The 20,226-nt window shown below is 45.8% G+C and carries 18 protein-coding genes; 7 read left to right on the plus strand and 11 right to left on the minus strand.

The genetic code is table 11. The features are described from left to right. Window positions 1-169: 169 nt before the first annotated feature. The 5 genes from M3629_RS10270 to M3629_RS10290 all read right to left on the minus strand — a co-directional run bounded on the left by M3629_RS10270 (window position 170) and on the right by M3629_RS10290 (window position 8,067). Window positions 170-1,189 carry a sugar kinase gene (locus tag M3629_RS10270; protein ID WP_285888542.1) on the minus strand — a complete coding sequence of 340 codons (1,020 nt, stop codon included), beginning with the start codon at window positions 1,187-1,189 and terminating at the stop codon, window positions 170-172. A gap of 44 nt (window positions 1,190-1,233) precedes the next feature. Next, entirely contained in the window at window positions 1,234-1,413 is a 180-nt protein-coding gene (locus M3629_RS10275) for a hypothetical protein (RefSeq protein ID WP_251505472.1), read from the minus strand. Next, window positions 1,410-2,453 carry an SPFH domain-containing protein gene (locus M3629_RS10280; RefSeq protein WP_154957531.1) on the minus strand — a complete coding sequence of 348 codons (1,044 nt, stop codon included), beginning with the start codon at window positions 2,451-2,453 and terminating at the stop codon, window positions 1,410-1,412. The genes M3629_RS10275 and M3629_RS10280 overlap by 4 nt, the downstream gene beginning before the upstream one ends. A 191-nt stretch (window positions 2,454-2,644) precedes the next feature. Then, window positions 2,645-7,018 carry a glycosyl hydrolase 53 family protein gene (locus M3629_RS10285; RefSeq protein ID WP_251505474.1) on the minus strand — a complete coding sequence of 1,458 codons (4,374 nt, stop codon included), beginning with the start codon at window positions 7,016-7,018 and terminating at the stop codon, window positions 2,645-2,647. 329 nt (window positions 7,019-7,347) lie between these two features. Continuing rightward, window positions 7,348-8,067 carry a YceI family protein gene (locus M3629_RS10290; protein WP_251505481.1) on the minus strand — a complete coding sequence of 240 codons (720 nt, stop codon included), beginning with the start codon at window positions 8,065-8,067 and terminating at the stop codon, window positions 7,348-7,350. A gap of 191 nt (window positions 8,068-8,258) precedes the next feature. On the opposite strand from M3629_RS10290, the gene M3629_RS10295 reads away from it, so the two are divergent. Both M3629_RS10295 and M3629_RS10300 read left to right on the plus strand, forming a co-directional pair. Beyond that, window positions 8,259-8,945 carry a response regulator transcription factor gene (locus tag M3629_RS10295; RefSeq protein ID WP_251505518.1) on the plus strand — a complete coding sequence of 229 codons (687 nt, stop codon included), beginning with the start codon at window positions 8,259-8,261 and terminating at the stop codon, window positions 8,943-8,945. Next, entirely contained in the window at window positions 8,930-10,417 is a 1,488-nt protein-coding gene (locus M3629_RS10300; RefSeq protein WP_251505521.1) for a HAMP domain-containing sensor histidine kinase, read from the plus strand. The genes M3629_RS10295 and M3629_RS10300 overlap by 16 nt, the downstream gene beginning before the upstream one ends. A gap of 71 nt (window positions 10,418-10,488) precedes the next feature. Here the strand turns inward: M3629_RS10300 and M3629_RS10305 are convergent, their stop codons facing one another. Continuing rightward, window positions 10,489-11,301, minus strand: coding sequence for an AAA family ATPase (locus M3629_RS10305; RefSeq protein WP_251505524.1), 813 nt, complete (start codon window positions 11,299-11,301; stop codon window positions 10,489-10,491). Window positions 11,302-11,664: 363 nt separating this feature from the next. Between M3629_RS10305 and M3629_RS10310 the strand changes: the two genes are divergently transcribed. Beyond that, window positions 11,665-11,817, plus strand: coding sequence for a DUF1540 domain-containing protein (locus tag M3629_RS10310; RefSeq protein WP_090917035.1), 153 nt, complete (start codon window positions 11,665-11,667; stop codon window positions 11,815-11,817). 193 nt (window positions 11,818-12,010) lie between these two features. Next, a complete protein-coding gene (locus tag M3629_RS10315; RefSeq protein WP_154983632.1) occupies window positions 12,011-13,468 on the plus strand; it encodes a 4-hydroxyphenylacetate 3-hydroxylase family protein in 1,458 nt (485 codons plus the stop codon). A 63-nt stretch (window positions 13,469-13,531) separates the two neighbouring features. Here the strand turns inward: M3629_RS10315 and M3629_RS10320 are convergent, their stop codons facing one another. The 3 genes from M3629_RS10320 to M3629_RS10330 are packed head-to-tail and all read right to left on the minus strand — an operon-like array spanning window position 13,532 to window position 15,408. Next, a complete protein-coding gene (locus M3629_RS10320; RefSeq protein WP_154957536.1) occupies window positions 13,532-14,098 on the minus strand; it encodes a nitroreductase family protein in 567 nt (188 codons plus the stop codon). Window positions 14,099-14,143: 45 nt separating this feature from the next. Beyond that, window positions 14,144-15,007 (minus strand): hypothetical protein, encoded by an 864-nt coding sequence (locus M3629_RS10325; RefSeq protein WP_251505527.1) that lies wholly within the window; start codon window positions 15,005-15,007, stop codon window positions 14,144-14,146. Then, complete coding sequence (locus tag M3629_RS10330) at window positions 14,956-15,408, minus strand: flavodoxin (RefSeq protein ID WP_221788235.1); 453 nt, start codon at window positions 15,406-15,408, stop codon at window positions 14,956-14,958. Before M3629_RS10330 ends, M3629_RS10325 begins: the two co-directional genes overlap by 52 nt. A 257-nt stretch (window positions 15,409-15,665) precedes the next feature. Between M3629_RS10330 and M3629_RS10335 the strand changes: the two genes are divergently transcribed. The 3 genes from M3629_RS10335 (at window position 15,666) to M3629_RS10345 (ending at window position 17,786) form a co-directional block, all read left to right on the plus strand. Then, window positions 15,666-16,529 (plus strand): class I SAM-dependent methyltransferase, encoded by an 864-nt coding sequence (locus M3629_RS10335; protein ID WP_090917045.1) that lies wholly within the window; start codon window positions 15,666-15,668, stop codon window positions 16,527-16,529. A gap of 2 nt (window positions 16,530-16,531) precedes the next feature. Continuing rightward, window positions 16,532-17,263 (plus strand): RluA family pseudouridine synthase, encoded by a 732-nt coding sequence (locus tag M3629_RS10340; RefSeq protein WP_251505529.1) that lies wholly within the window; start codon window positions 16,532-16,534, stop codon window positions 17,261-17,263. Between the two features lie 166 nt (window positions 17,264-17,429). Beyond that, complete coding sequence (locus M3629_RS10345) at window positions 17,430-17,786, plus strand: MGMT family protein (protein WP_090917050.1); 357 nt, start codon at window positions 17,430-17,432, stop codon at window positions 17,784-17,786. Between the two features lie 142 nt (window positions 17,787-17,928). Here M3629_RS10345 and M3629_RS10350 read toward each other — a convergent pair whose 3' ends face one another. Further along, window positions 17,929-19,446: a DHA2 family efflux MFS transporter permease subunit gene (locus tag M3629_RS10350; protein ID WP_251505531.1), complete on the minus strand. Its 1,518-nt coding sequence runs from the start codon at window positions 19,444-19,446 to the stop codon at window positions 17,929-17,931. Continuing rightward, window positions 19,443-19,889, minus strand: a complete 447-nt coding sequence (locus M3629_RS10355) for a MarR family winged helix-turn-helix transcriptional regulator (RefSeq protein WP_090917054.1) — start codon at window positions 19,887-19,889, stop codon at window positions 19,443-19,445. Before M3629_RS10355 ends, M3629_RS10350 begins: the two co-directional genes overlap by 4 nt. Between the last annotated feature and the right edge of the window lie 337 nt (window positions 19,890-20,226).

Raw genomic sequence — 20,226 nt, forward strand, 5'->3', positions numbered from 1 at the left:
CAAATCAAGAAAATGCAGGCGTGAATTCAGGATTTACATTCTAAAATATCACTTGTTTTATATATCAGTAAATACAATTACAAATACCAATACCAATACCAATACCAATACCAATACCAATACCAATACCAATATAGTATATATCCATATTATAATAGAAGAAACTCATTCATATTACCAATTGTCCTCTCTTTTCCGCCAAACCAATCGTTGCGTGCACACCCGAGTTAAATTCCAGAAAATCCTGCTCCACCCCGTCACTGAAAATAACTCCATCCTCCGGCATTTGTGAAACAATGTGAAGGGGTTGCTTCGCATGAATCTGTCCAAACACGAGATTTGCCGCCGTGGTTCGACTCGGGAACGGTTCACGTACCGTAAAATATAAATAAGGGGAATCCCACGAAAACTCGTTCTTGTTCAATCCTCCCTCAGAAGCCGTTCCTCTTAAATCAACTGATCTTTCATGACTAGTCAATTGCTGGTGCTCCCCCCTGCTCACATGTTGCCAAGCCGCTGAACGGACAATACCTGAAGCACCAGCCAGCACACTCTTAAACCATCCGGTTGATCCCATGCCTGTAGATACAATAATACCGCTGGATGATTGATTTTCAGTGGAGGCTCCCAAACGCACTTCATAACGGGCAGATACATGTGTCTTCCGACCAATAAAGAGATCATTGACACCGTACAGCACCTGCCCGTCATTCAGCTCAACTTTGGCAAGGGTGACTTCCTTAAGCGAGCGCTGTCTACGTATCACGTCTGGAACAATGAAGCTTAAATCCTCCACTGTAAAAGGTAACAGCACCCCGTCCCACCGCATCGGATCTGGATTTACGCCGATAAGCGGCTGCTCGGTAACATATTTCAACGTATTGGCAACCAGACCATCCTGTCCGACCACTACCACAATATCTTGCTCTCCAAAAATAAAGTTTGGCACATGCTCTCGGTCAATCATCTGAACACGTCCAAGTTGACTCAGTTGTTGCTGAGCAAGCTGTATCGATTGCTTGTAACGGCGATCTTCCTCGACGTAATCGCTAAAGTCAGCACCAAGACGTTCAATGTAAAACTGAGCCTGCTGTACAGTGTTGTAACGTACAATCAATTCCTCCAGCCGGGTTCTGCGCTTAACCAAAATTAATTTATGCTCACTCATGGGTTCATTTATCTTAACCATCTGTGATTCCACCTCCCGCTTTCCCTTTGACTTAAGGAAAACCATTATTGATTTTTTTGGTTTTTTTGAATTTTTGAACTTGTCTCACTTGTCTCACTTGTCTCACTTGCCCGACTCACCAGATTGACTTGATTATCTGACACGTTTTGACTAACTCGACTGGATCGTATAAACCGTGTTCTGGAAGCGGATAGATTGGTTTGTTTCCCCCATCCAACAATCATCGTGTTGCCCCTCCCTTACCTCTTCCTTCTGCTGGTGCCATCAGACCCTGTAGCAGATCTGGTGAGATATTCAGTTGCCCGATTTTGCCAGCATTCTCGGCCAGTTCCTGGAACGCAAGTGCAATCAGTTTATCCGAATTCATGCCCATATTGGCCATGGCCTGTAATACGTTCGGCTGTACATGCTGAAGCGAATTCATGACTGCTGCAATCTCATACGCTTTGGCATCCGCTTCCGCATTCTGATTCGCAATGGTGAGCTCGATTAACTGTTGCTTGCGCTCTTCCATCGCGGTATTAAACTGGAGCTGCTCCTGTTCCATCTCGTTCTGCTTCTGTTTCACCGAGCGTTCGGCCTGTAATTGGGTTTCCCGAATCTGTTGTTTCTTCGTCTCCACCGCAATCTCGGTATTCAGTTCATTTTCTTTCACACGGCGTTCCTGCTCAATGGAAGCATTGCGCCGCACATATAAAGCTTCGTCGGCCTGCTTCAGAATTTCTTCCCGCGCCTGTGCTTCCAGCGCACGCATCGTTTCCTTATTAGGCAAAATAGCCAAAATGGACAGATTCATCAGCTCTACGCCCAGCTTTTCCAACTCTTCATGTTGTGCGACCTCTCGTTTCATGTTGCTGGCAAGCCGTTCGCTGGATTGAATCGCTTCTTTTAACGGCAACTGCTCCAAATATTTCTTCGTGAGCACTTTTGCTATGGTAATCACCCGCTGATCCAGCTTGTGAGGATCGTCAGACATATATTGATTTTTGCGCAAATTGTACGTGTAATTCAGGCTCTGTGTAATCTTGCTGTAATCCATAATGCGATAGCTAAGCTGTCCCTGTACGGTAACCGTCTGATAATCCGCTGTAATCTCTTCAAACATAAACGGCACATCCACCGAAGAAACAGGCAATACAACCACCGAAGTCGTCGGCTCATAATAATAAAAAGATAAGCCCACGCCTTGGCGCTGTACCTTGCCGTTCTTCACTTTCATAACATATTCACTCGGCTGAAACTTTACAAATCGGAATCCAAACATAGCTCATTCCTCATTTCTTAATATTGTCGTTTTGATATTATCGAAATGATAACAAATGATTTTTATATTGTCAATACGACAATATTGATTTCCGATCAACTTTTGTATGACAAAAAAAGACCGAATCATGGATTCGGCCTCTTTCTTCACTACATGTCATTCACTTTTTTACGAATTCCAGTCACCGTTTTTTAATATAGTCGTTCCAGCAATCTCGCTATTGCAACGGCACCTTGCGCACGATTAGCGGTTTGTTTCGGAGCAAATGTGCTATCAGGCAAGCCGTTTAATACACCCAGTTGCGACATGAATGCCACGGCGTCTTTGGCATAATCGGCAATATCTGCTTGATCTCTGAACTTCACCTGACCCGTGTTTACAGTAGCAGAGTTGTTATTACGTTCTGCTGCTTCCATAGCTCGATGTAACATAACACCCATATCCTGCCGGGAGATGAGATCATTCGCACCGAATGTTCCGTCGGCTCTGCCCTGAATAATGTTCATTGCAAGACCTGCGCGAACCGCATCCGCATACCATTGATCTGACTTGACGTCTGTCGGTAGTTGGGTAGCCGAAGAATCAGTGAGATTTGTTTGGCCAATCCCTTTAACGAGCATCTGTAAAAATTGGGCACGGGTGAGTTCACCCTGCGGTTCAAAACGTGTGTCACTCATTCCTGCAATGATGCCTTTGCTATAGAGATGTTGAACCTCTTGAATTGCCCAGGCATGTTGCTGCAAGTCGGTTAACGGCACTTCAACATTCGTAATAACGTAACTGCCTGGCTTAGACGGCTTGAACGCCATCGAAGCTGTAGCCTGCTCATACTTCGTATAAGTGACCGGGTGTAGTTCACCGTTTGTTGAGATGGAGTTGACGACCATGACCGTATGATCTGTTTTGACAGGTTGCACATCGGACAAAAACACTTCAACGGTCTTGTCAGTCCACTGGATTGACTTGTTATTGAGCATCATCTGCACATCAACTACAGGATGATTGCCCATATTGGCTCGCTGGGTATCGTTCACTTGCGCAGCTGAGCCTTCCGCCACGACAACGTCAAACGTACCTGTGTTCTCTGCAATCGTGAGCGGCAGAGACCGAAGCGGGATCCGGACTGTCGTTTTGCCTGCAACCACCTCAATAGACTGCACTTCCTCCGAACGAATCCATGAAGAGAGCTGACCTGCTGGTACTTGGAACTCCACTGTTTTGGAACTGTCTGGTACATCGGCCACCAGTTTCAATGTACGTTTACCTGCGTTCATTGATTTCAAAACCTGAGCAAGATCAGCCACACTTGGGTGCACCGCATATACACCATCTCCTGTTGCCGTTCCTTTTACAGTAATGGAACCGCTCGCAGTTTCGCTCCCAGGTGTTGGCTGCGGGGTAACTACCGGATTGTTCGTAATTATTGAAGGTGCCGATGACCCGGAGGGATTACTTGGCTGAGATGGTTGCTCGGTGCCCGGACTGGTCGTCTGACGTACCAGTTGCGCAATGGCTTCCTTCAGAAGTTGATCCGTATTAATGAGTTCTTTTTCTGAAGCTTCCGCATCCAGAACAAGTTGCCGAGCTTGCCCCAGTACTTTGCTGAATACAGTCCAGCTCGCAGTCGTGTAGTCCGCTTGTTTCAAAGTTTCCGCAGCTGCCACTGCAGATTTTAATACGGTTTTGTCAGCCGGAACGGTACCATAAGCCTCAAATTCCATGAATCCAACCCATGTCGGTCCAGCGGTAATCGTTACACGAATATAACGTCCCTCGGTTCCCTCCGGGAGAATATGACTTGGGGAAGTGGATACTACAACATCACTTGTCGTATCAACGACTTTCTTGAAATGCTCATTATCATCCGATATATCAATTCTGTATTTAATCCCACCGCTCCACATCGACATTTCGATTTTACGGAGATTTGCAACGTGTTTAAGATCCACCGTCCACCACGGATTCTCATTCGGTTTCCGCTCTGTTCCCCAGGACGTATTTGGATTATCGTCGATCGCACCTTCCGGCGAGTTGTCCTTATCACCGCCATTTCCTGCACTGCTTGAAGCTATAGCTTTTTTACCTGTTGTTAAGGCATCCAGCTTTATTAGCTCTCCAAAGGCTTGTTTCAAAGTATCCAGCCCTGCATTCACATCAGACTGTTTAGCTTCCGCATTGTCTCTGACTTGAATAGCGGCCTCTAGCGCCTGTTGCAAAGCAGACCAACTACGACGTGTATATGAAGCTCCATTCTCCTGTTGCATCAACTGAATGTAATTATGCAGTTTTGTTTTATCCACGTTAGACATGCCTCTTATGGCTGCTTCAAGACGCTCTACCGCTATATTCGCATCTGTCTGTGTAGCTCTTGGGTCATCCACAACGGATTTTGCATATTCCAGCGCTTGACCTAACACAGCCCAAGTTGCTGCCGACCAGTCACTCTGCTGATACGTCTCAGCTTTTACAATTGCCGCTTGGAGAGGTTGAAGGTTCGGTGTAATCACGCCAAGCTCTGACATAACACGTTCCAGAGATGTTTTCGCTGCATTGGTTTCCTCTTGACTTACACCGCCCGGTGTATAGGCCTGAGCATATACATTTTCTGCTGCGGAGATTGCCGGAGCCAGACTGCCCCAAGTTTCTGATGTGAAATCAGTTTCTACCAGCGATTTCGCTCGTGTCAGTGCTGCTGCCAGCTGCTGCCGGTCTGTCGGCACCTGTTCAAGTCCTCTTTTGTACACATCGAGAGACCATAACGCTCTTCCCTCATAGGAATGTCCACCATTTGCGGGATACTCATCGTAATCAAACATGCCCTGGTTCTCCCAAGCATCGCCTTCGGATGCAATCCAGCCTACACCTGCCGGAATCCATGCCGGCTCCCAGTAGAAGAAACCTGCCCCGCGATTATTCGGTACATCGGCAATCAAATCCATGATGCCCGCGATGGCATCGTATTGACCTTGCTCCGTTGCAGGGAATGTTGCTCCCCCTTGAAAGAGCGCCTGATCCGACCCGATAATATTTCCATGTGCGTCCCCGTTTTTATAAGTGAACGGATAGGATGTTTCTGCAATAATCACGTCCTTACCAAACGCTGCTGAAACTTCGTTCATCGTTTTCTGCACATCGGCAAATGTACCGTGCCAGAACGGATAATACGATAGTCCAATAATGTCATAATCGGAGTCAAGTCCTTGTTTTTTCAACTCATCAAAATACCATTTGAATGTCTCTGCCTTGCCACCTTCAGCCAGATGAATCATGATCTTCGCCCGATCAGCTGCATTAATATTTCCTTCAACTGCTCGAACCCCATTAATTCCCTGCTTCAGCAAAGCAGCATTTTCCTTAAAATTCACATCGCTGCTCAATCCATTGAGTAGACCACTGTTGATCTCATTACCGATCTGCACCATATCCGGCATGGCTCCCGCCTTCTTCAGATCCCCAACGACTTCCACCGTATAATCGTACACCGCTTGCTTAAGCTCTTCGAAACTTAACTTTTCCCACGCTTTCGGTCTGAGCTGTTGACCTGGGTGCGCCCACTCATCAGAGTAATGGAAATCAAGCAGCACCTTTAACCCCTTTTGCTTCGCGCGTACTGCCATGGTAATGACGTCAGCCTTATCATTAAAACCGCCTGATTTTTGTGGGTCATTCCACAAACGCAGACGCACATAATTGACACCGCGATCCTTGAGGATATCAAGCAAGTCCCGCTCGGTTCCGTTGCTGTCCAAATACTTCCCGCCCTTAGCTTCAATCGCCGTAAGAGTCGAAATATCGACGCCCCTCACATAATCGGAACGATACCCTTGTACAACAACCGTTGCTTCAGGCTTTTTCTCAGTCCCATATACGGTACCCGTTACAGAGAATGATCCTGTTTTTTCATATTGTGATGGATCGATGCGGTCCCATGTGACAGGAACGAGACCAGACTTCCCATTTTTAAAATTGGCTTTGATCTCCTCAGGCAGAACTGGTGCACTTCGTGGAAGTGTATTAGCTTGAATGAGATCAAAATCGGTAATATTAGCTGGTTCCATGCCCTCCGATTCTCCCCACACTTTGAATTCCAATATTTGTGGCCACGCTCCGGCCTCTTTATAAAAAGAAATGTTGAGCCTAACGTATCGCACATCATTTTGTTGAAATGTCAGCTCGGCTATCTGTTTCACATCTGCATTATCACTTTGATCCGTAAGGGTAGACCAATTCTGCTGATCAGCAGACGTTTCAACCGTATACTTCACCATGGTGTTGTCTTTCCAAGTGATTTCCGCTCCAGAAAGATTGTACGCTTCGCCCAGATCTATGATGACCCACTCCGGTTTTTCAGAAGTCACTCCCGTTTCTGTACTCCAAAAGGTGCTCGCATCCCCATCCACCAAGTGGGTTTTATCGCCTCCCCATCTTTTTTCATCGGAACTGACCGTTACCGTTTTGTTCAGCGCCACATTATTTTTTGCCGCCTCTGCGGGCCTTGCGATCAGACCCAGATCACAGAATAACAACAACAAAACAAGACAGCCGCTTATGTACCTTTTATTCACCCTTGATCTCCCCTTCTCGTATTTATTTGTGCTTGGATCAATGAATGTCATGAATCTTCCTCATTGTAAGCGCTTCATGATCCTCGGCAACACGGCATTATCCAAAGGAAACAGCAGTTTTTTTAACAATGTCGATTTTTCTAGCCCTTGTCCTGCCTAGCGTAATCCTTATTTTCCAGCCTCAGGGAGATGAGCAGGCCTAATAATTTTTTTCAGGCAAACCCTATCAAAAGCAAAAAAATCTGTTAGCCCGCCCGGAGGCGGAACACAACAGATTTAATGGATTACTATGTCTTTCATCATTTAATAAAATCGTAAAGATTTATCTATTATTTTGCCAGCTTCAATTCAAGTTGAACCTGAATATCATTTTCAGTTGAAAGCACAACCGAGTGTGGATTTTTCATGCCAAAATCTTCAAATGTAACCATCGTTGTGCCGGACAGCAGCACTTCATTATTTTGATAAGCCGCTTTAGCGTCAAACGTAACTTCCTTTTCAATACCTCTTACGGTAAGTGTGCCTTTCATTTTCAAATCAGCCGTCTGTCCTTCTGTCCATTCGGAAGGCATATCTTCAAATGAAGTGGCTTTGAATGTTGCTTGCGGATGTTTAGCCATATCGAAGAAGTCTGCACTTTTCACATGCTCGTCGCGCTGTCCATTACCGGAATCAATGCCGTTTACCTCGATTGTTCCTTCTGCTTTCGACTGGGCCGGGTCATTCACATTAATCGTCCATTTCCCGCTAACCTGCTCGTCCACAAAATTCACGGTTTCTTGTGAAGTGGTTACTGAGAAATATACTTTCGATCCCTGGCTGATATTCCAGTCTCCGTTCAGCTGGTCTGCTCCAACCTTTTTATTTTCCACTGCTTTGCCCGTGCCGCTATCTGCAGCTGTAGTGGATGCAGCCGCGTTTGCCGGAAGCACCTGTTCAATCTCAACATTGTTACCCAAGTAACTATTTGCAAAGTAATAACCGCCCCCACCAATGATGGCTACTGCTGCTACCCCTGTAATAATCCACGTTTTGGCCTTTTTACTCATCTCTATTATTCCTCCAGTACAGTATGGTTTCGTTAGCTCTTATATGGATCGTAACAGTCCAATGTGTCAGGAAGAAGTCAAGATTCAATTCTTTTTCATTTTTTTTCATAATGTGAAAACAGGATTGGCTTTATGCCGCGCCTCATGTAAAATCAGTACACAAGCTTGTCTGTGAAAGGAGAACACCCTGTTTGAAATCTGTACTCATCGTAGAGGATGAGCAAGCAATCGCACGCGTTCTAGCTGCTTATCTGAGAAAAGCTGAATTTGAAGTTCATCACGCAGCGGATGGCCACGCCGCTTTAACCCTTTTTGATTCCGAAAATCCTTCAATCGTATTACTTGACGTTATGTTACCCGGAATGGATGGATGGGATCTGTTACGAATTATTCGGGAAAAGAGTGCTTGTCCCGTCATTATGTTAACTGCACTGGACGATATTACGGATCGGCTAAACGGTCTAAATGCTGGTGCTGATGATTATATGAGCAAACCGTTTGTACCCGAAGAAGTGGTTGCACGCGTGAATGCTGTACTGCGGCGGAATCCACACTGGACTTCCGGAGGGCAGGACAAACGTTCTTTTGGCAATCTGGTCATTGACCTTGCTGCCAAGCAAGTGCTACTGAACGGTGCAGAGGTCGCACTTACACCACGTGACCTGTCTCTGCTTATTTTTCTGTCCGAGTATCCCAACCGTACATTCACTAGAGATCATCTGATTGAACAAGTCTGGGGACTCGATTATGAAGGCAGTGATCGTGCTGTAGATCTATCGATCAAACGACTGCGTCAGGCACTCTCTCACTGGACAACAGACACAGGAGAAATCCGGACGTTGCGAGGAATGGGGTATCAATTTTGGATCGCCAACTGACATCAAATAAACCAATTAAATCTAAGCGAACGACTTCTATCTTGTCACACTGGACACTCCGTTATTTTCTGATTTTGTGTATCGGCTTCTCCGTGATTGCAGCCGGCGCACTCTACTGGATACGAACAACATCGATTGAAAAAAGCCTAAAAACCGCTGAGCTACTCGGGTGGGAGATTGCTGACCGAGTAACCGTGAAGGATCACAAGCTTCAGGTTCCACCTGATTTGAACACCATTGTAAGCAGCCGGGAGAAGCTGTTTAATACCGACAATTATTTTTGCGTCATGGTGCTCGACAATAACAACAAACTGGTTTTTTCTCAGCCAAAAATGCAGCAAGAGGATGTTTATTACCGACTATCCGATGATTTTCTTGAACCGCGTAACAGCAAGTATGCAGGTGTGACGGTAGATATTGCTGACGGGAACCAAACGATTGGAAAAGTATGGGTCATGCAGTCCAAACAATCCATTACGTTCGGTCCTGAAACGGTCTGGCTGGTCGCCTTGATTTTTGGAGGCCTTATTCTCTGCGGCTGGTTCACGATTTATCTCCTGTCGAGCAAACTATCCAGACCGATTCGGCAGGTCGCTTATGCGGCAGAGCAGATCCGCGGTGGAAATTATGATGTAAACCTAGATATTACAACACGTGTACGGGAAATGAACGAACTTGTAGGTTCTTTTGGGGATATGGCAACACGTCTGCGTCAACTCGAAGAATGGCGTGCACTTTCTCTTGCAGGCGTAAGTCACGAGCTCAAAACGCCTGTCACCTCCATCAAAGGATTGGTAATGGCTGTTCGCGACGATGTCGTCAGTCCGCAGGAAGGCAAAGAGTTTCTGGATATTGCTCTGAAAGAATCAGAACGCATGGAACGAATGATTGCGGATCTGCTGGATTATAATGCCATGACCGCTGGAAGTGTTGCTGTTCGGAAGGAACGTACCGACCTGAAGTTGCTTGTAGGTGAGATCATTTACCAATGGAAAATTGCCTATGAGGAACATATGCCAGAAGTTCAGCTTCATGCGCCGTCAGACGCACTATACGTGATGGGTGATGCGCTCCGGATCCAGCAGATTATTGTAAATTTGCTTAACAATGGACTGCATGCCACAATGCCAGGCCAACAAGCCCTCTTCCATATGCATTTACGCGTAGAGGAAGACATGTTACATGTCGATGTGCAGGACAACGGCACGGGAATTTCCATAGAGGATCAGCGTAACATATTCGAACGATTCTATCGGGGAGAGTTGAAAAAACGCCGTAATCGTGGCTTGGGTCTCGGTTTAACATACAGCCGTCTTCTTGCACAGGAGCAAGGTGGTACGTTAACCCTCGTTTCCAGCAGTCCAGATGGAAGTACGTTTAGATTAAGCTTGCCACGCTGGATTGCTCAGCAGGAAGCGTCTATTCCAGAGAAAACCTATCGTTCACCTGTCAAAGCCAAATCAGCATTGTAATAAAAAGGCCCGGTATTCCTTACAAAAAGGAAGCCGGGCTTTCATTATTCGCCGAGGTACTGACTTCACCTCTACCCTTGTAGCACTCGGGGTCTGTATTCCTCGTACGCATCAGAGATCAACTGCCTGTGCAGAGCACTGCTTCCAATAATAGCTTTACGCTTTGCTTTTAACACAATCTGCTCCACATCCGCATAGCTGCAGCCAGCCAGACGTTCACAGATATAATCCTCCAGCCTGTGCTCCTGTTCAAACGTTCCAACCAGTTTACTAATGTACAGTCTGCGGCTATCTTCATCTGGCATCGCGTACGTCATCTTGGTATCAAATCGGCGCCAGATCGCATGATCAAGTTGTGTCTCCAGATTCGTGGCAGCAACTAGAATGCTGTCTCCTTCGAATTCATCCAAACATTGCAAAAGTGTATTAACCACCCTTGCCATTTCTTTTACCTCGTCGTTACTTTCCCGCGTTCGGCCAATGGCATCAAACTCATCAAGAAATAATACGCAAGGATTAAGGCGAGCATATTCAAACAACTTGCGTACATTGCTGCCCGTTTCTCCCAAGTGGCTTTGAATAAGTGCATCCAGCCTGACCAGTACAAGTGGCAGCTCCAATCTTTGAGCCAGATATGACGCGGTTAACGTTTTTCCTGTACCCGGAGGGCCAAACATAACCATTTTATTAGGGATGGATACATCATGTTCCCTGAACTTCTCCTTCATGCCCAGAATCGTAATGAACTCTTCGACAATGCGTTCATTTTCAGCCGAGAAGACAATATGTTGTGCTTTTCGTTTACATTCCTTCGGCGTGTAGAATGCCGCCATATCGATTCCTTTTGCACGAGGGATGCGGTTTGCGTGATTCATTTTACTCATGTGTATATGTAGCTCCTTCAAAAAAGATAGTCATTCGTATCGTCGTTATTTATTGTTAAAGATTTTGTTGTTGCGGGACTGCTTGCTAATTAATCGTAATTTTTACTATTAAATAATAACATACAGATGCCTCTTTGCAAAGATTAGACTCCTGATCTGCATCCGTATGTCTCCTGAGCCGCCATTCAGTTGCATGGGAAAGCAAAATTTGCTATTCTGAAAGTGCATCGTTGTGTATAACACAAAAAAGCCCTCCAAATTCATGAGAGCGTGAAAATGGTTCCAGATTCTCAAGCGGCAACTTGCGAATCCGGATCTTTATACCAACGAATGTAAATCCAACTAAAAGTGAGGTTAACAATCATGGCAAAAGACGTATTGTGTGAAGTAAACTCCTGTCGTCACTGGGCTCAAGAAAACAAATGTAATGCTTCTTCCATCTATATCGTGAGCCACGCTTCCAAAGAAGCAAGCGAGTCTGCTGAAACAGACTGCAAAACGTTTGAAGTTAAATAAAAAGATCTGTTTCATTCCAAGGAGCCCACTCGGGTTCCTTTTTCTTTGTTTATTGTAGCAAGAATGATAATTATTATCAAGCCCTCGATGCAAATTTTTCACCCCATGGTCCGTAGCACATTAGACAACAGCTTCACGTAGTATAGGATAGAAATAAATGTGCTCATGAACCATGACCAAGAGGTGAAGAACTATGCCCGCTAAAACCGGCATGCAGTATTGTGAACGAATTAACGCCCAGACCGTACCCTGCTGGTATAAAGGAGAACTGCTTACTGCTAAACGCTCCGAGCACATCGCCTTCTCCGGTTTGATGAAAACTCAAATGAATATGTACGACCTGCAGTATGACCCTCAGCTTACAGAACTTATGACGTATCCTTCTCCTACCGATGGAAAGCCTGTAGGCATGTCCTTCCTGCCTCCAACCAGCGTCAACGATCTCCGCAAACGCCGTGAAGCGATGACGATATGGGCTCAGACTCATCACGGTTTTCTGGGACGCTCACCCGATTACATGAACACAGCGATGATGGCGTTTTTTACCGCTGCCGACTTGTTGAACGATCTCTCCCCACAATATGCTGAAAATCTGAGAAATTACTACGCCTATTGTCGTGATCATGACATCACACTATCCCATGCCTTTATTCAGCCACATGCCAGTAAAATTTCAGGACAGATGGATGCTACTGAAGATGCCATCGCTGCCAAGGTTGTTGATCGGACTGATGAAGGACTCATTATAAACGGTGCATTTATGATGGCCACACAGGCTGCTACTTCAGATGAAATTTTTGTCTATCCATCACCTTCTCCTGCACCTTTTGATGATGAAAATCCATTTGCTTTTTCGTTTGCTGTTCCTAATGATCTGCCTGGCATCACTCTGATCTGCCGAGATACGTATGCAGCTGAGTCCAACTACAATTACCCCTTAAGCTCCAGATATGAGGAGATGGACAATATCGTCATCTTTGACCACGTGCTTGTGCCGCATAACCGCATTTTTTTTGCAGGTCATGAGCAGATGTCTTCGACTCTTTTCAGCGGCAGTAACTTCCATATCCATGCGGGGCATCAGGTGTTATGTCGTTATATTGCCAAAACCGAATTTATGCTCGGCACCATTCAACTATTAACCGATACGCTTGATCTGTCGAACGAGGCGCATGTTTTAGAAAAAACTGCACGTGCTCTCGCAGGTCTTGAATCCTTAAAAGCACTTGCTCTAGCTGCTGAGGCAGGCGCAATACCGGACGGACGAGGATATATCCTGCCAGCGCCTAAACCGCTTATGGCTGCCAATCTTCTCTATCCGAAACTGTATCCTGAAATGATCGAGATATTGCAGTTGCTCAGTTCCAGCGGCATGATCATGGTTCCTCAGGAAGAGGATTTCCAGTCCGGAACAGCTGACTCTTTAAACGTCTACCTCAAAGGCTCCGACATGGAATCCAAAGAACGAAACGCACTGTTTCGCCTGATCTGGGAACTTGGTGCAGGTTCATTTGGAGGCAGACAGACTCAGTTTGAACGATTTTTCTTTGGTAACAACATTACCGTTTCAAATCGCTTATATAAAGCCAGTTCTCAAGATCATTCTCAGCGAGAACGTGTTCGTCAGTTCCTCGGAAACCTTGCACGGTAACATTCACTGAATCAAATATCCGTAAGCGCACCCCGGCAACGCAGCTGTCAGGCTCGTTGCCCTTCACACCAAATGGTCATATACCGTCATGAGTTCTGAAGCTGGTCTACCTGTTGCCACACTGGGTAATCCACACTGCTCACCGTAACCGATGTGAAATACGCCAAGCACCCTTTCGCTCGATGTAAGTCCCATCAAGTTCATGAATACGGGATGTTGCTGATAATCATTCATCTTCCAGACGGCGTGTACCCCCTGTTCAGCAGCCAGAATAGAGAATCGTTTACTCCATGCCTTCGCAGGCAAAACATGATCCTCTGGAGAATTGCCGGGGGCAACCACCACCAAATGAGCTGGGATCGCTTCCGTGTATTGATACGCAGCCCAGCTCCCGTGAGAATCTGCAAGATGAGGCGGATAGCTCTGTCTGACAGCTTCCATATAGAGCTGTCGCCCTTCACCGGAAAACAGCATAAAACGCCAGGGCGCTGAACTCATAACATATAATGATGGATCAGCTTCATCCAGCAACTTTCTTATGACAGCTTGAGGTACAGGCATGGAGCTGAACTCACATGTTCCTGCTCTTCTTTTTCCATTACCGATATCTTGCCTGAATAACGTCGTCACCTGTACTCCCTCCTCCGAAATAAGTGTTATCAACAGCTTCGAGTGTCACATCAACCATGTTTTTTGTGGCTTCGTCCCTTCCGTTCTCCAACGGTCCACTTCTTCATGCACACGGATCTTATCCTTTGAGGTAAAGTGCTCTGATTCTTGCTCTTCGGCAATGGGTATACTGTCCCGAACAAGACGGATATAATCCATCGAACGCTGTAATGATTGGCGACCTGGTATGTACCTGATCTTCCGCCCTTCCAGCAGACAGTAAATTTCAATCATGCCTGGCAACTTGCCAAATGCTTCCCAGCAAAACACACTGACCATATGTTGAAAGGCTTCCACAACGTTGGCATCATGAACCACCATATATTTCTGAACAAGCAGTGCATCCCAGCCTTCTGGTTGCCAAGCCGCCTGAAAGATGACGGATAAAGACATTTGTAAATAAGGTACTTCTGTTTTCCATTGTTCGAACAAGATCGCAGGCCGCTTCAAGTCATCATTCGCTGCAATGGCCAGCGACAGTTCATCGATCATTTTCTGCTTCACATCCCAATAATGAAGAACGGAATCAAAACCGTCCGTTTTTCTAGGCCACCATTTTTCGAGTACATATTGAATCGGGATTTCTTTGCGTACGTCAGGGTCCACACTGTAAAAATGATTAATGGCATGACTCACCGCATATTGCACGCGATGTCTCCATTGTAGCGCTGGACGTTGCTCAGCCGAAGGTTCAGGGCGGATAAACCGGTGCGGGCTACGCAACATCTCTTCCAGCTTATAGTCCTCAAGCAAACGTTCAGGGAGCCCATCGCTCCCCTGAGCCTTTGCTGTATAGGCATCACGCTGTAACATTTCGATCAGGATATCTCCGCACCAGCAGTAACAAAACGTCTGCCGAAATCCCGGCATGATTCTTTTTCCTGCTCGAGCGGACTGTATTCAATTTTCAACATCTCAGGTGATACTTCCGCCCCACGTTCCTTCAGCTTCTCCGCTGTTAGATCAACTGCTCCGCAAAATTGTTCATAGGACGTATCTCCGCTTCCGAAGACAGCCGCTCTCTTTCCATGCAAATCAAGCTCATCCAGTTCTTCATAGAAGTCCAGAAATTCATCCGGCAGTTCACCATCTCCCCATGTGTACACACCAATCATAAAGCCCTCATAATTCAAAACTTCTGCGGCATTAAAGTCGGTTACGGATTTCAAGTCAGCTTCATGACCACTTGCTGTAATGCCTTCCACAATGAGTTCCGCAATCTCTTCTGTGTTGCCTGTCATACTGGCATACGCCACTAACCATTTAGCCATCTATTGTCCCTCACTTTGGTTTCGTTATATGGATTGAATTCCCTTAAAATACGTCTCGCATAAATTGCATATTGCAATATCAAAATCATAAGTGATAATGATTATCATTGTCAAATTAATTTTATTCAGATCTTCATTTTATGTTATGTCGAAATTCGTCTGCACATTGCCTTAATCCCCTGAGGCTAACTGGCGTACAGCCCCTTTTTTGTTGTACAATAGTATCCAAATGAATTTTGAAGGATGGATAAACCACTATGTACGTAGCTAAGAACTGGAAAGACTATGAAGTAATCGATACGGGAGGCGGCGAGAAGCTGGAGCGCTGGGGAGATGTCATCTTGCGCAGACCTGATCCACAGATTATCTGGCCGCTTGAACAAGAAACCCATGAATGGCGCCAAGCTCACGGTCACTATCACCGCAGCTCTTCTGGCGGCGGAAACTGGGATATGAAAAAACCCATTCCTGAACGCTGGACGATCGGATATGAAAACCTGAAATTCCATATTAAACCGACAAGCTTCAAACACACCGGATTGTTCCCCGAACAAGCTGCCAACTGGAGCTGGATGATGGATAAAATTTCGAATGCAGGACGCCCCATCTCTGTCTTGAATCTATTCGCCTACACCGGCGGAGCAACTGTAGCAGCGGCTTACGCTGGCGCTTCTGTTGTACACTGTGATGCAGCGAAAGGCATGGTCCAATGGGCGAAAGAAAATGTGCAATTGTCCGGACTTGCTGATCGACCTGTTCGTTTCATCACCGATGATGTGTTCAAATTTGTACAGCGCGAACAGCGCCGTGGTAACAAATACGATGCGATTATTATGGACCCGCCTTCTTACGGACGTGGCCCGAACGGGGAAACATGGAAACTGGAGGAAAACCTCTATCCTTTCCTGAAATCCTGTATGACGATTCTTTCGGATAATCCGTTGTTTATGCTGGTGAACTCTTATACCACAGGTATCTCTTCAACGGTATTACGAAACATGCTGACGATGACGATGTCTGCCAAGTATGGTGGAGAGATTACTGCCGGAGAAATCGGATTGCCGATTACACGCAGCGGTCTCGATCTGCCTTGCGGTATTTTGGGCCGCTGGGAGTCCTGATTATGTCTCATGATGTGCAAAAAACTGGAGATATCGAGATTCTGTATGAGGATAATCATCTGTTAGGCATCACAAAACCGGTGAATGTCCCTACGCAGGAAGATGCTTCCGGTGATCCGGATCTGCTCACTTTACTCAAACAGGATCTGAAAGAACGTTATAATAAACCTGGCAATGTATATCTGGGACTGGTGCATCGTCTGGATCGCCCGGTTGGAGGTGCCATGATCTTTGCCAAAACCTCCAAAGCAGCTTCCCGATTGTCCGAAACCGTGCGTGGACGTCATTTCCGTAAAATCTATGCAACTGTTGTTCATGGCAAGTTGCCAGCACGTCAGGGCACGTTGAAGCACACGCTGCTAAAAGACAGCAGAACAAACACCGTAACCGCTGTACCCAAAGGTACGCCTGGCGCTAAAGATGCCGTTCTAGACTACGAGGTCGTCGGAGAAACTGATCGTTACAGCCTTGTGCATATCGAGCTTCATACGGGTCGCTCCCATCAGATACGTGTGCAGATGAAAGAAGCGGGCTGTCCACTATTCGGAGATCAGAAATATGGCGCCAAAATAAACAAACCGGGACAACAGATCGCGTTATGGTCTGTCATTGCTGCACTCCCCCATCCTGTCACCAAAGAGGAAGTTGTGCTGCAATCCCTGCCTGCACGAGAATTTCCTTGGGCTGAATGGCCTATGGATATATACGAAAAAGCTTTCACATTGAAGATATAAACTGCATATAAGCAGATTGGATCAACTAGAAGCAGTAGCTTTCTGCACCTGTAACGTGTCGTTCGGATGCTACATCCGGGCGACACTTTTTTAATCGAAAAATCATATAACAACTCTTTCTATCTGCGTTCAATATTTTAATCTTCTAAGACAGGAGCCGATATTCATGACCCCGTTCACACAGCAGGTTGTCGCCATTATTGCTGCGATCCCTGAAGGAAAGGTAATGACGTATGGACAGATTGCAGCCTGCGCTGGGAGCCCAAGGGCGGCAAGACAGGTCGTTCGTATTCTGCACTCTATGAGCCGGAAGGAACGCTTACCCTGGCACCGGGTCGTTAATGCGAAAGGACAAATTGCCATAACCGATGAAGAATCACGCATGATGCAGGAAACCGAGCTTGTCAGTGAAGGCGTGGAATTCCAGCTGGATGGGAGCATTGATCTCCAACGTTTCGGTTATGAACCTGATCCAGATTGGCTGCTGCATGATGTGACTTCAATTAAAGATGAAAATGAATGACAGTATATTCTATCGTTTGCTTAGTGATATGTCATCTGTAAAACAAAAAAAGAGAACTCTCGTTGCCGTAGAAGATGTGTCCTACTGGCAGCCTGAGAGTTCTCTTTTTCTTATTTATTCGTTATAGATTTCAAGTCTAATTTTAAGCTGTTGCTACTTTTTTGGCTTTTTCTTTCTCTGCGTTTACCGGCTCGGTAGCCGGTTTGGTTTTCTGAATGAAGAAAGCCATAATCAGCGCTGCAATTGTCATAAAGGTGGCTACCGTAAAGGCATAGTTGACACCATAGATCGTTGCATCTGCTGTAGCAGCCAGCACCGCTGTTTTGTTGTTCGGGTCAATTGTACCCGTAGCCATCGTTTCCGCCAGATGCGACTTGAGCTTGCTACTCATGATCGTTACGAGAATCGCTGTACCAATCGCACCTGCCACTGTACGCAGTGTGTTCGACATCGCTGTACCATGAGCATTAAGTCGTTGAGGCAACTGATTCAGACCAGCCGTCTGAATCGGCATCATCAGCATCGACATACCAAACATACGAGCAGTGTAGATAAACATCATATATCCATACGTGGTGTCAATGGCCAAACGGCTGAGTCCCCATGTGGTAACCGCTGTAATAGCCAGACCCGTAACGGAGAGCCAGCGTGCACCGACTTTATCGAAGATGCGACCTGTAATCGGAGACATAATTCCCATTAGGATGGCACCTGGCATCATGAGCAAGCCGGATTCAATCGGTGAGAACCCACGGATATTTTGCAGAAAGATTGGGAGCAAGATCATGCCTGCAAACATCGCCATCGTAACAAGCATATTAATGATCGTTGTTAAGGTGTACATGTTGTATTTGAAAATACGGAACTCCAAAAGCGGATGATCCGTCGTCAACTGACGAATAACGAACAGAATTAGGGAAATAGCGCCAACGACGAGGCAGCTGATGACAACAGCACTTCCCCATCCGTCTGTACCTGCATCACTAAAACCATACAGCAAGCTACCAAATCCGAGTGTGGATAGAATTACGCCAACAGAGTCCAGTTTCGGCTTGGATTGACGTGTTACGTTTTTGACAAAAGCAATACCAATTGCTGTCGCGATCACGGAGAATGGCAGAATGATGTAGAATAACAATCTCCAGGAATAGTGCTCGACGATATAACCGGATAACGTAGGCCCAATCGCTGGTGCGAGGATCATCGCGATCCCCATCGTACCCATCGCCTGTCCACGCTTCTCAATCGGGAAAATCGTCAGAAATACAACGGTCATTAGCGGCATCAGAATACCGGCTCCTGCAGCTTGAATAACGCGGCCGACCATAAGAATCGAGAAGTTCGGACTAAGTCCGCAGACTAGCGTACCGATCGTAAATAATGACATAGCTGTTATAAAAATTTGCCGTGTTGAAAATTTGGCAATCAAGTATGCCGTAACCGGGATTAACACCCCGTTGACAAGCATATATCCCGTAGTAAGCCACTGGGCTTTGTTCGGCCCGATGCCGAGATCCTCCATAATTTTAGGAAGAGCCACGTTCATCAGGGTCTGGTTCAAAAATGCCACAAAGGCACCAATTAACAAGGCCGCTACAATGGGACCTTTCTTGATGTTGTCCATCGCAGAGGACGGAGCTGTAGCAGTTGTTGTGCTCATAAGTTGTTCATCTCTCTTCCTTGTAACTTTTCAATCATCAGACTATGAATACGAAGCAGGTGCTCTAGATCTTCCTTCGAAATATCCAGTATAGGTGATACACGCTCCATCCAGAGCTGTTGTGTCTCCTGTTGAGCCTTTTCCCCTTTGGCTGTAATCTGTAGTACCACAGAACGGCGATCTGCATCAGATCGTGTCCGTACGATGTACTCGCCTTTCACGAGACGTTCTACTACAGCGCTCATCGAACTACTACCCATATGGCACAGATCAGCAATCTCGTTAATGCCAAGTGCAGGTCGCTCCTTAAGGATGGATAACACCATAAACTGGATCGAAGTGAGCTCGATCTCCTTGTTTTCATTCCAGAATGCCCGGAAGAGCATCTGATTCACTTGTCGAAATGAGTTGATAATGTAAAATACCTCGTACGTATCCGTCATTGTTTCACCCTTTTACTTATGGAATATAATATTTCGTACACGAAATATCAGGGGAACAATTACTTATTATAACAAAAATATTTACATAGTCAACTCTTTACATATGATTTTAAGAAAATAATATTAAGACATATTATATTTGATATATACATTATATAAGCAAGCCCAATAGCAGCTAATCAGTTTGGTTGTAGCTTTTCCCTGAGTGATGAGATTATGCACCGGAGTCTAGACCTTTGATGTTGATGTTCTTGTCATCATGTAAAATAAAAAAAACTCCATTCCACTTTAGGTGAAATAGAGGTTTGATACGGTTAATAAGTTTGAACATAAGATC

Origin of the sequence: Paenibacillus polysaccharolyticus, assembly GCF_023714295.1 — a bacterium.
In the GTDB taxonomy this organism is placed as follows: Bacteria; Bacillota; Bacilli; order Paenibacillales; family Paenibacillaceae; genus Paenibacillus; species Paenibacillus polysaccharolyticus_A.